8 protein-coding genes and 3 pseudogenes are annotated in these 10,268 nt (G+C 61.7%); 7 read left to right on the plus strand and 4 right to left on the minus strand.

Annotation, left to right across the window (positions count from 1 at the left end; all coding sequences use genetic code 11):
- The first annotated feature begins 509 nt into the window (after positions 1 to 509).
- The 4 genes from EOA85_RS17560 (at position 510) to EOA85_RS17580 (ending at position 6,825) form a co-directional block, all read left to right on the plus strand.
- On the plus strand, positions 510 to 1,334 hold the full coding sequence (locus EOA85_RS17560; protein ID WP_127210562.1) for a 5'-3' exonuclease H3TH domain-containing protein: 825 nt from the start codon (positions 510 to 512) through the stop codon (positions 1,332 to 1,334).
- A gap of 1,297 nt (positions 1,335 to 2,631) precedes the next feature.
- Positions 2,632 to 2,970, plus strand: coding sequence for a hypothetical protein (locus tag EOA85_RS17570; protein WP_127210563.1), 339 nt, complete (start codon positions 2,632 to 2,634; stop codon positions 2,968 to 2,970).
- Positions 2,954 to 3,322, plus strand: coding sequence for a YiaA/YiaB family inner membrane protein (locus EOA85_RS39035; RefSeq protein ID WP_245485839.1), 369 nt, complete (start codon positions 2,954 to 2,956; stop codon positions 3,320 to 3,322). Before EOA85_RS17570 ends, EOA85_RS39035 begins: the two co-directional genes overlap by 17 nt.
- 113 nt (positions 3,323 to 3,435) lie before the next feature.
- Positions 3,436 to 6,825: an acyl-[ACP]--phospholipid O-acyltransferase gene (locus EOA85_RS17580; RefSeq protein WP_127210564.1), complete on the plus strand. Its 3,390-nt coding sequence runs from the start codon at positions 3,436 to 3,438 to the stop codon at positions 6,823 to 6,825.
- 40 nt (positions 6,826 to 6,865) lie between these two features.
- Here the strand turns inward: EOA85_RS17580 and EOA85_RS37525 are convergent, their stop codons facing one another.
- The 4 genes from EOA85_RS37525 to EOA85_RS17595 form a co-directional block, all read right to left on the minus strand.
- The gene (locus EOA85_RS37525) at positions 6,866 to 7,012 is read right to left on the minus strand and encodes a hypothetical protein (protein WP_164759720.1); all 147 of its coding nucleotides are present in this window, start codon (positions 7,010 to 7,012) and stop codon (positions 6,866 to 6,868) included.
- 106 nt (positions 7,013 to 7,118) lie between these two features.
- Positions 7,119 to 7,385 (minus strand): hypothetical protein, encoded by a 267-nt coding sequence (locus EOA85_RS17585; protein ID WP_127210565.1) that lies wholly within the window; start codon positions 7,383 to 7,385, stop codon positions 7,119 to 7,121.
- Between the two features lie 211 nt (positions 7,386 to 7,596).
- A complete protein-coding gene (locus EOA85_RS17590) occupies positions 7,597 to 8,817 on the minus strand; it encodes a cytochrome P450 (protein WP_127210566.1) in 1,221 nt (406 codons plus the stop codon).
- A 4-nt stretch (positions 8,818 to 8,821) separates the two neighbouring features.
- On the minus strand, positions 8,822 to 9,085 hold the full coding sequence (locus tag EOA85_RS17595) for a hypothetical protein (RefSeq protein ID WP_127210567.1): 264 nt from the start codon (positions 9,083 to 9,085) through the stop codon (positions 8,822 to 8,824).
- Positions 9,086 to 9,379: 294 nt separating this feature from the next.
- Here EOA85_RS17595 and EOA85_RS37530 point away from each other — a divergent pair.
- The 3 pseudogenes from EOA85_RS37530 to EOA85_RS40110 form a co-directional block, all read left to right on the plus strand.
- Positions 9,380 to 9,509: pseudogene (locus tag EOA85_RS37530) on the plus strand (transposase); the annotation flags it as partial.
- 81 nt (positions 9,510 to 9,590) lie between these two features.
- Positions 9,591 to 9,731: pseudogene (locus tag EOA85_RS17600) on the plus strand (transposase); the annotation flags it as partial.
- A gap of 149 nt (positions 9,732 to 9,880) precedes the next feature.
- Positions 9,881 to 10,268: pseudogene (locus EOA85_RS40110) on the plus strand (hypothetical protein); the annotation flags it as partial.

Below are 10,268 nucleotides of genomic sequence, written 5' to 3' on the forward strand. Positions count from 1 at the left end.
CCCGATGCCGTCCGCATCGGTCAATTGCCCGGCCAAGCAAAGGAACGCGGTGTCTTTGCAATCGTTGACCGCTTTTCATCGAGCGGTCGCCATGCACCATTTCACCACTTCGTCCGCGGCGATTTGGTCGGCGTTGATCGGCTTGCGGTGTCGTGATTCATCCAGCTTTTGATTCTGGAGGAATGGACGATGATGGGATCGAAGGTGGCACCGGCGCAGTTGTTCTACGATTTCTGCCTCGACGATAATGTTCCCAAGGACCACCTCCTTCGAAGGATCGACCGGTTCTATCGGAGCGTCTAACGGTCGCCATTTCCGTCCTGCGCGCGCAAGTTGCGACAGCATCGCAAACCGTTTTTCGCTGGGTTTGGAAGAAGGGATACTCCCGCGAACCAAACGTCCCCTGTTGCAAAAGCGAGTAAGCGGAGAAAGAAGTATCCGCCTGCGACTGGAAGGTAAGCGGTCTAGCTTTGCAGACCGGGCCGGATGCTGTTTCTTCGAGGATCGCGATGATCGTTCATTTAGTAGACGGCACATACGAATTGTTTCGCCACTTCTATGGCCAACGCCGGTTCAACAACGGCCAAGACAAGCCGTTTGGCGCCGTTGTCGGCGTGCTGAACACGGTGTTGGAGATGATCGAGAATGGCGCCACACACATTGGGGTGGCTACCGATCATGTAGTCGAATCGTTCAGAAATCAGCTCTGGCCCGCCTACAAGACCGGGGATGGCATCGAGCCGAGATTGTTCGCGCAGTTTCACCCCCTCGAGAGAGCCCTGGCGGCGATGGGCGTGGCGGTCTGGCCGATGACCGAGCTGGAAGCCGACGACGCGCTGGCATCCGCGGCATACAGCGCGGCTGCCGATGATCGCGTGCAGAAGGTGTGCATCTGGACGCCGGACAAGGATCTCGCGCAGTGTGTGCGCGGTGACCATGTGGTCCAGGTAGACCGCAGGACCCAGAAAATTCGCGATGCCGCCGGCGTACGCGAGAAGTTCGGAGTTGAACCGGCCTTGATTCCAGATTTCCTCGCGCTCGTGGGCGATAACGCCGATGGCTACCCCGGTCTCGAAGGCATCGGCCTGGTGTCAGCCGCCCGGCTGCTTGGCCGATACGGCCCTCTTGAAAGCTTTCCGCCTGAAGCCCTCGGCAAGCGTAGAGAGCTCGCGCTTTTGTTCAAAAATCTGGCGACGCTGCGCACGGACGCTCAGCTGTTCGATAACGTCGAAGAGCTGCGCTGGCACGGCCCGACCAAAGAGTTCGAGACGTGCGTGATCCAGCTAAATGACACCCGGCTCCTCGCACGTGCGCTCAAGGCTCGCCGTAACTGAACTTCGGAGGCGAGCTCTGGAAGCGGCCTTTGGAAGGCCAAGCGCCGATTCCCCAATCGCACAGGCTGTGCAGACCATGCGTCGTTGTGCGCTCAGAAACGGATCCTCGCGATCCAGAATCGGCAACCGGGTTGACCGGCAACCGCGCCGAGCCGCAGACGCAAGCCAATTTTCCGGCTTCCGCGCTCCACGCTGTTTCGAGACGTTCAAATTTGAGCTTCCGCATTCATGCTCTGTCGAGCGTATCTTTTAGAGTCGCTTAAACCTTATGCGCCGTAAGTTTTTGCCGTGCTGAAACGCCGTCAGCGACGACGACGACGAAATAGGAGAACGCAAATGCCTCGCAATCACGTTGAACGTCTTGAAGAGTTCAGGGAAATCCTGGTCGCGACTCGACGCGAAGGAGTCCGTAACGTGCACCACACTCGGGACGCTATGCGGGCAAGTGGCTTTCAGATCGGGGACAGCGACGCTCCAGCTACGGAGCCGAGCTGAAGGTGCTCCAAGAGGAAATCGAAGCAGTCGATCGCGCCATCGAAGACGAGAAGCGGTTGGCCATGGCGCGCGAGAGCGCGGCTCAATCCCGCCGACCGATTAAGCCTAGGATCGTGAAGGGAACATAGAGTCAGGTACGGCCCTTGGCACCCGTCGCAACTAACGGCGCGACTACTCAGATGCAGTCCTATTGGGGCCGATACGAAGCTCACCCAAGGGCCTGAAGGTCGTTAAATCCGGTTTCCGCGGTTCACGGCCAACCCGACTGTTCAACTCGCACTTTTGAGACCGGCCACGAGGGTGTCGACAAAATCAGCAGTTCGTTTTCGACATCGATGGCGCCAGTCCGATGAACCGGTCTTCGAAGGAATGACGACGACGCCATGCACCGCGGAAAACAGCGTGCGCGCGAACACCAGGAGGTGCGGCGTGTCAGCGTCGGAAGCAGCATGGCGAGCGGCTCGACCAGATGCTGGATGAGGACCGCATGTTCGGCCAGGTGCCATTCGGGCACCGGCAGGCCCGGCGCTATGCGGTGTTCGAACGGCGCATTCCATTCATGCGATTGTCGCGCGCAATGCGCAGATACTCCTTAGCCACCGCCTCCACCCTTGCCCTCGGCTCGCCCGTCGCCTCTTGCCCGCTCCGAGCCTGGCGAGCGTTGCCGAATTAACGTGCAGGATGAGCTTGTCCAGGTCGGCGAAGGCGGTATAGAGCGCGCCCAGCGCGCAGCCGGCATCGGCCGTGATGTCACGCGCACGCAAGCCGGCGAGACCCGAGCCGGATATGCGACTGCGCCGCCTTGATCAGCCTGCCCTTCCGATCCTTGCGCCCGGCGTCCCGTTTTGTCGTCATTAACCTTCGCTCTACGAAACCTCCGAACACCGCGCGGCCAGCGCAAGCTGGCCGCGGCAACACCACCCAGCTGTCGTCGCTCAAAGATGCAGAGGAGACGCTTTTGCGCCTGCGCAGTAGGCAAAAGCAGATCGACGTCACCGCCGCCGCTACGGCCGAGATGGAACAGTCGGGCGACCCCGCCGCTGTTAGCGAACTCGCCGCCGCCGGATGCGGCACGCCGCTGAAGAGCAGTGCCGACGCTGTGCTCGATCGACTGGCCAGCAGGATTGGCAAACCAGCCTGATTGTATCCGGCCTGAAACAGCCCGCCACCGACCCAACCTAACCCTGAAACAAAAGGATTATACCGATGTCCGCCAACACCTATTCCCCAAAGGACTGAAGCCCCTGGAATACATTCACCAAGCCCAGTTCGCCGTTGCCGCCACGATGATGGCTGGCGGCATCTACTTCATGGAGGCAAGCTTCGCTGCCAAGGGGTTTTACGCCATGGCCGCAATCATGCTCGTGCATACCTCGATCACCATCACCAAGACGCTGCCTGACTCGGAAGAGGCAAGCCGTTTCATCAACCGGCTGGAAGACGCCAAGACCGAAAAGCTGCTGATGGAGGTCAGCCGCAGTAACGAAGTGTAACCGCGTTCCCGCTACAACAAGGCTCAAACCGCGCAAGACAGATGCATCGGTCTTGCCCAATGGAAGTCCCCGCTATGGAAATCGCCTCGATAAATCGGAGCAACAGCCATCTGATGAGGTCACGGCGCTTTGCGCCTCTCTTCTGGACGCAGTTCCTGTCCGCCTTCAACGATAATTTCCTTAAGAACACGCTGGTGTTCCTTATTCTATTCACGCTGGCGGCGGACCAGGCGGCGTCATTGGTCACCCTGGCGGGCGCCGTCTTCATGGCCCCCTTCCTGCTTTTGTCGGCGCTTGGCGGCGAGATCGCCGACCGCTTCGACAAGGCTCTCATCGCCCGCCGGCTGAAATTCACCGAGATTGCCGCGGCTGCCGTCGCCGTCGTCGGTATCGCACTGTCGTCGATCCCGGTACTGATGACGGCGCTACTCATGTTCGGCATCATCTCGGCGCTGTTCGGACCGATCAAATACGGCATCCTGCCGGATCATCTCGAGCGCAAGGAATTGCCGCGCGCCAATGCCTGGATCGAATCGGCAACCTTCGCCGCCATCCTCGGCGGCACCATTGCTGGCGGCCTCGTCTCGGCCGACGGCATAGGCGTCGCGGTCTTCGGGCCGATCATGATGATCCTCGCCATCGCTTGCTGGTTTGTCAGCCGCTACATTCCCCGCACCGGCTCGGCGGCGCCCGACCTTGTCATCGACAGGAACATCTTTCGCTCGACCTGGCGTCAGGTCAACGGATTGCGTGACGACAAGCGGATCTGGCGCGCCGGCCTGATGACGTCGTGGTTCTGGCTGATCGGCGCCATCGTGCTTTCGATCCTGCCAACATTGGTCAAGGATTCGCTGGGCGGCAATGAGATGGCGGCTACCGTCTACCTCGGGGTCTTCGCCGTCTCGATTGCCATCGGCTCGGCAATCGCCGCGTGGATGTCGCAGGGGCGTATCGTGCTCTTACCGGCACCAGTCGGCACGGCGCTGCTGGCGCTGTTCGGCCTCGACCTGGCCTGGACCATCTGGAGCATGCAGCCTTCGCCGGGCGCCGAAACTCTTGGCCTCTTCTTTGCCGGACAGTACACCTTCCGTGTTGCCATCGACCTCGCCGGCATGGCGATTGCCAGCGCCTTCCTGGTGGTGCCGACCTTTGCCGCTGTGCAGGCCTGGTCGCCTGAAGCACGCCGCGCCCGCGTCGTCGCCGCGGTCAGTATCGTCAATGCAGGCTTTATGACGGTGGGCGGACTGCTCGTCGCGGTGATCCAGGCAACCGGCGTCTCCCTTGGCGTTATCCTGTTCGGTCTCGCCGCGGCCAATGCCGTCGCCGCATGGCTGATGCTGAAATTCCTGCCGACCAACGCTTTCCGCGATTTCGTCTCCATCCTGTTCCGCGCCTTCCATCGCCTGGAAGTCGAGGGCATGGACAACCTCAAGAGGGCCGGCGTCGCACCCATCCTGGCGCTCAACCATGTCAGCTTCCTCGACGGCCCGCTGGCCCTGACGCTGACAGATGAGGAGCCCGTCTTTGCGATCGACTACACCATCGCCCAGGCTTGGTGGATGAAGCCGTTCATGAAACTCGCCCGGGCATTGCCTCTCAATCCGGCCAAGCCGATGTCGACCCGCACGCTGATCAAGATCGTGCAGGGCGGCGACCCGCTGGTCATCTTCCCGGAAGGGCGCATCACCGTCACCGGCGGCCTGATGAAGGTCTATGACGGCGCCGCCATGGTGGCCGACAAGACCGGCTCGATGGTCGTGCCGGTGCGCATCGACGGGCTGGAAAAGAGCTACTTTTCGCGGCTGACCTCGCAGCATGTGCGCCGCCGGCTGTTCCCGAAGGTCAAGGTGACCATCCTGGAGCCGGTCAAGCTCGAAGTGCCGCAAGAACTGAAGGGCCGCAGGCGCCGCGCCGCGGCAGGCTCCGCCCTCTATCAGGTGATGTCGGATCTCGTCTTCCGCACCCAGGACATCGACAGGACGGTGCTGGAAAAGGTCATCCAGACGGCAAACGAACGCGGCATGAGAGAGCTCGCCGTCGAGGACCCGGTCACCGGCTCGCTGAGCTACGGCAAGCTGTTGACGGCTGCCGCCGTGCTCGGCGAGAAGTTCGAGCACCTCTATGCCGGCCAGCAGACGCTCGGCATCATGCTGCCCAACGCCAACGGCGCCTGCGCCGCTCTGCTCGGCGTCATGTCGGCCGGCAAGGTCCCTGCAATGATGAACTTCACCGCCGGTGCGGCCAACATCCTGTCGGCCTGCAAGGCCGCGGAGGTGCAGACGGTCCTTACGTCTCGCGCGTTTGTCGAACAGGCAAAGCTCGGCCCGGTGGTCGAGGAACTCGGCGGCTCGGTCGATATCGTCTGGCTCGACGATCTGCGCGCCACCATCGACCTCAAGGACAAACTACTCGGACTGCTGCGCAAGAGCACGCCGCGCGTTGCCCGAAAGCCCGACGATCCGGCGGTGATCCTGTTCACCTCGGGTTCGGAAGGGACGCCCAAGGGCGTCGTGCTGACCCACCGCAACATCCTGGCCAACGCCGCCCAGGCCGCCTCGCGCATCGACTTCCATTCGGGCGACAAGGTGTTCAACGTGCTGCCGATCTTCCACTCGTTCGGCATGACTGCGGGCACCGTGCTGCCGCTGATCTCGGGCGTGCCGGTCTTTTTGTACCCGTCGCCGCTGCACTACCGCATCGTGCCGGAACTGGTCTATTCCTCGAACGCGACGATCATCTTCGGCACCGATACCTTCCTCGCCGGCTATGCGAGAACCGCGCATCCCTACGACTTCCGCTCGATACGCTATTGCTTTGCCGGCGCTGAACCGGTGAAGCCGTCGACGCGCATGACCTATATGGAGAAGTTTGGTGTCCGCATCCTCGAAGGCTACGGCGTCACCGAAACAGCACCGGTGATCTCCATCAACACGCCGATGTACAACCGCTCCGGCAGCGTCGGCAAGATCATGCCGGGCATGGAATATCGCCTCGACCCGGTGCCCGGCGTCGACGAAGGCGGACGGCTTTTTGTGCGCGGCCCCAATGTCATGGCGGGCTATCTCAGGGCCGAGAAGCCCGGCGTGCTGGAACCGCTCGAGGACGGCTGGCATGACACCGGCGACGTCGTCGCGATAGATGAGGCCGGCTTCATCACCATTCGCGGCCGCGCCAAGCGCTTCGCCAAGATCGGCGGCGAGATGATCTCGCTGGCGGCAGTCGAGGCGCTGGCAGGCGAATTGTGGAAAGGCTCGCTCTCGGCCGTCGCCACCGTGCCGGACGTCCGCAAGGGCGAAAAGCTGATCCTCATCACCGAGGCCCCCGGCGCCACGCGTGCCGAATTGCTGGCGTTCGCCAAGGCCAGCGGCGCTATGGACCTGATGGTGCCAGCCGAGGTGCGCGTCGTCGCCAAGGTGCCGGTGCTCGGCTCCGGCAAGCTCGACTTCGCCGCCGTGACCAGGATGGTGCGCAGCGAAGAAGAGATGAAGACCAGGGCCGCCTGATCGGAAGGCACCTAAAAGGGCCGGCCAGGCGCCGGCCTGTTTATGCGCTTAGCCCTTGAAGCGGCAGCCACGCCCGTTTCGGCACTGCGCCGGCAATTCCGGCCCGCAGCACATTGATCAGCCGCCGCTCGGCCGGGATGGCGAAATGCCGGCTGCCAACCTCGGCACTTTGCGAATGATTGGCCACCGCCGCCACCGGCCAGGCTGCAAACCCGGGCCGACCGGTAGAAAGCGCGGCCGGAGGCGAAGGGCGTCTCCGCTCGCACACGGTGGCCAGCGCACTTTTTCGCCGGTCAGGGCCTTGCCGAGCCCCAGCCCGTCGATCGCGCCTCGAACAGGCCTCTGCCGAGGACAACCTTGGCGCCAAATCCTTCCAGCGCGCTCATAGGCAGCGCATCGCGATTGAGACCGTCGGGGTCGTAGCGCGGATGCGAGCGCGTCAGCCGCATCCAGCCGAGCAATTCGGCGCGGAAGGCGCGGTCGCGCAGGAACGGCATGCCGGCATCGTCGGGCAGTGCCGCCAGCATGGCGATGTCGCCGGACGTATGCGCGAGCGTCACATCCCCCCGCGTCCTTCGCCCAGGCCTGCAGGGTCTGACTCGCCTCCACCGCCGCCGCTTGAAATGCGAACGCCAGGTGAAGTGGTTTGCGACATGGCGGTTCGACGGCGACCACTGCGCAGCACCGGGCACGATTCGCGGCGCCAGCCGGAAACCCGGAAACGCGACCGTAGCGCGGTGACGTTGGATGCAGTCGACCGCGGCACAGACCTCATGCCACCAGTCGTACGGGCAACTGTGCGAGGGAGCGGATGCCAAGACGCCTACGCCACTCGATTTTCCGCCCGCTGGTGTCGAGGCGCATGTCTGGAAAGCGCGTGACAAGGCGTTCGAACGCTACTGCGGCTTCCGCCCGAGCGAGTTGGAATCCGAGGCAGAAATGTACGCCTGTGCCGAAGGAGAGGTGCGGATTAGGGTGGCGCGTGATGTCGAAACGGTGGGGATCCTCGAACTTGGCAGGATCGCTGTTTGCCGCCGTCAGGAATCCGGCGAACATGTCGCCGCGGCGGAATTGCCGTTCCTGCCAGACCATATCGCGCGTCGCAAACCGCGGCTTGGTCATTTGAACCGGTGATACGTAGCGCAGACACTCCTCGACGCAGGTGGGCATCAGGCTTGGTTCGCTCTGCAGCCTGCGGCGTTGATCTTCATGCGATAGCAGTGCGAGGAGCCCTCCGGAAATCAGATGGGTTGTGGTTTCCTGCCCAGCGCCGAAGAGCAGGAAAATCATCGAGACAAGTTCGTCCTCGCTGAGCCTCTGCCCGTCGGTCTCGGCATCGCGCAACGCGGCGATCAATCGGTCAGGCAGTGCACTGCCCCCCGATCGCGAGACGCTGCCAAGATAGCGGACAACGCGGATCACGCCCGGAATGGCGCGGATGACCGCGCCGATATTGGCAGTGTCCTTCAGCCCGCCCAACCAGTTCTTGAACCGATCGTGGTCCTGCTCCGGCAGGCCGAGCATCGCGCAAATGACCGAAAGCGGCAGATCGCGACAGAACTCGGCCATGAGATCGACCTCCGGTCTTTCCTCCATCTTGTCGAGAAGCCGATCGGCTATTTGCGTGATCATCGGCTTCATGGCCTCGACCGTTTGGCGCTGAAACGCCTGGTCAACGAGGCCGCGCAGGCGGCGGTGCTCAGGGTCGTCATGGCCGAGCATATTCTGCGCCAGAAGGCTGATGGTCCTCGGCAGGAATCTGAGTATCCGCGCCTGTGTTCTGCTCCCTGCGTTGGCAGGGTCGCGAGCGAAGCTCGCGTGATCCTTCAACAGCGTTGCGCAGGCGTCATGTGTCACGGAGAGCCATGTGCGGCCGACAATCGGCAGCTTCATGCAAACGACTGGCCCCTCGGCGCGCATCCGGTCAGCCGTGGGGAAGGGGTATGCGTGAAAGTCCGGCGATAAGATATCGAAATCGCGCGTCTCGATCATGCCCTCACTCCCAATATCCCAGTCCTTCATGAGGCGCTGCGATTCTCCGGTTAATCCGCTTCGGCCCTTCGACGGCACCGGAACGCCAAGAGGCGACTGATCCGAAATCGGATGAAATCATATTAGCTGGCGTTCCTTTTGCTTGAGCCACATAAATCTGGTTTGGACTATAGCCGCCGTTGAAGTCACCGTATCGGGCGGCAAGTTCCAGGCCTGCCAAGGCAAGGCGCAACGGTATCTCTTGCGGAAAAAAGGCGCGCAGGTGCATCGTCGCGACGGGCGGTATATTTCTCCCCAACTCTTCGAATCGTCACTTTAAAATCTGGACCTTCGGCCCCCTCAATAAAGGCGAACATTGACTTGTCGATAACCTCATGGCGGGTATCTCGTCACCCACGACCGCCGAGATGCGAGGTCGGCGGGCGAGTCCGAAGCGAGAAACGCGTCGCTACGGTCCATTGTATTGTTTTTTTGAGCCCGTATCGACTGATAGGATTGGACTCTTAAGATCGCAGGCTATGGAGATTTTGCGATAGTGTCGGAAATCAGCCCGCGCCCGCAGGCCAAGGGCAAGACCGATACCGGCCGATTATGGCTATGTGCGCGATCACCGACCGTTCGGCGGCGCCGATCCGCCGGCGGTAGTGTTCTACTATTCCCGTGATCGCCGAGGGGAGCATTCCGCGGCGCATGGACAGCGCACTGCCGTTCTCTACAACCTGATCGTTATATTCTCGGCCCTCGGGGCACCAGCGCTCAACCCAGCACAGTCGCTGATATTCCCGGTGACCGATCTGTGCCGCAAGCACGGCGTCAGCGACGCCAGCATCTACAAATGGAAAGCGAAATACGGAGGCATGGAGGTGTCAGAGGCGAAGCGGCTGAAGACGCTGGAGGAGGAGAATGCGCGACTGTCATTGGCAAAGCCTGGGAAATATGTCAGTTGGACCTTCATCAGATTAGGGTCAAAACCCAACGGAAGATCAGTTGACTTTGGGCCGCAACGGCTCATCCTTGATTTGTTGGCCTACCTTTCCGACCAACTTTTAATAGGGAGGAAGCAATGGAAGCCGTCAATCGTAGATCCACATTTGCACTCGGTCTTACAGTGGCCGCAACGCCACTGATCGCTGGGCGACCCCAGCCGCCGCACAGACTTACGGCCCCGATGAGGGCAAGGAGGTCGGCCCGGGCGTCAGAGTTGTAGCGCTTGGTGAGCGGGCTTCGGTCATACCAGCGTATAAAACGGTCATGCTACGCGATGTTGTTATCCAACCCGGCGCGAAGACGCCAGACAACATGATGACGAACGACATGCTCTGCCACATGACTGAGGGAGAACTTTCGGTCGTTCACAACAAAGAAAAGTTCACAGTCAAGAAGGGCGATGTTTGGGCCTGCGCTAAAGGCGCTACGACAGAAGGCACTCAGAACACGAGCAGTGCGGTCGC

The organism is Mesorhizobium sp. M5C.F.Ca.IN.020.29.1.1, assembly GCF_003997375.1.
Lineage (GTDB): Bacteria > Pseudomonadota > Alphaproteobacteria > Rhizobiales > Rhizobiaceae > Mesorhizobium > Mesorhizobium wenxiniae.

What these genes read in the sequence shown, in the direction of transcription:
- EOA85_RS17560 (WP_127210562.1), top strand. Translation starts at nt 510, where the DNA reads ATGATCGTTCATTTAGTAGACGGCACATACGAATTGTTTCGCCACTTC.
- EOA85_RS17580 (WP_127210564.1), top strand. Translation starts at nt 3,436, where the DNA reads ATGAGGTCACGGCGCTTTGCGCCTCTCTTCTGGACGCAGTTCCTGTCC.
- EOA85_RS17590 (WP_127210566.1), bottom strand. Translation starts at nt 8,817, where the DNA reads ATGATCGAGACGCGCGATTTCGATATCTTATCGCCGGACTTTCACGCA.
- EOA85_RS17595 (WP_127210567.1), bottom strand. Translation starts at nt 9,085, where the DNA reads ATGCACCTGCGCGCCTTTTTTCCGCAAGAGATACCGTTGCGCCTTGCC.